Here is a 1,183-nt window from a genome sequence, read left to right on the forward strand (position 1 = left end):
GCACCCGGCGACTCAGAAAACAATACACCCCCCACACCCCCAACGCAAATCCACCCCCAACCCCACCCCACACACCCCCAAAACCCCACCAAACCACCGTCGAACACCACCCCTCAGCGGTGCGGTGCAGCGCCGGCAGTAGCGGGCGAAACAGCGCCGCGTGGACGCCAAATGACGGGCCTCCTGTCTGGTGGGAGGATGGGACGCATGGAACTGCACATCACAGGAGATGCCGCCGCCGACCAGCTGCTCAGTGACGACGCCTTTGCGTTGTTGACCGGTATGTTGCTGGATCAACAAGTCACGATGGAGTCGGCGTTTGCCGGTCCTGAAAAAATCCGGACCCGTCTGGGCTCCCTCGATCCCGGCACGATCGCCGAGTACGACCCTGCGGGCTTCGTCGAAGTGTTCAAGGAACGGCCCGCTGTCCATAGATTTCCTGGCTCCATGGCCGCGAGGGTCCAGGCCCTCGCCGAGACAGTACATCGGGAATGGGACGGTGATGCCTCCGCTATCTGGACCAGCGGAAACCCCGATGGTCCGGAAGTACTCCGTCGGCTGAAGGCCTTGCCCGGCTTTGGGGAACAGAAAGCAAAGATCTTCCTGGCGTTGTTGGGCAAACAGTGCGAACTACAAGCGGACGGATGGCGTGAAGCAGCCGGCCACTATGGCGAGGAAGGCTCCTACCTCTCAGTCGCCGACATTGTGGACCCTGAGTCCCTGGTCAAAGTGCGTGCCAGCAAGCAAGCGGCCAAGGCAGCCGCGAAAGCAGCGAAGGCGTAACCCGGCCAAGACCTAGTCACCACTGCACTTCCTTGGCCAATATAGATCGTTTCCCGCTACGGGGAGCATCTTGGGGCGGGCTCGAAGTCCTTCATTCTTCCGCGGGCAAACAGTGTTGGGGAGGGATCAAGCGGGGCTTGTCCTGTCTGGTACTGAATTCGTGTACCAGCCCAGGAGTGCAACCATCGCTCAGCTGGAGATTGAAGTTTTTCTACCTCTGCTGCGAACTGCGACACAAACCAGTCGGATTCAAGGATTCTCCGTTAAATGCGGGAAGCCTCCAGGGTGGTGGAGGCTTCTGTTGTGGTTTGGTTGTTAAATGTGGGAGACCCCCCGACCCGTGGTGGGTTGGGGGGTCTCTACCTAATGGTTGTCCGGCGGTGTCCTACTCTCCCACACC

The 1,183-nt window shown here is 60.2% G+C and carries 1 protein-coding gene; it reads left to right on the forward strand.

Features of this window, described 5'->3' with window-relative positions; genetic code table 11:
* The first annotated feature begins 198 nt into the window (after positions 1-198).
* Complete coding sequence (locus tag ACIQTW_RS21805; RefSeq protein WP_402941626.1) at positions 199-783, forward strand: HhH-GPD-type base excision DNA repair protein; 585 nt, start codon at positions 199-201, stop codon at positions 781-783.
* Positions 784-1,183: the final 400 nt, after the last annotated feature.

This window comes from Paenarthrobacter sp. NPDC090517, assembly GCF_044769165.1.
GTDB lineage: Bacteria > Actinomycetota > Actinomycetes > Actinomycetales > Micrococcaceae > Arthrobacter.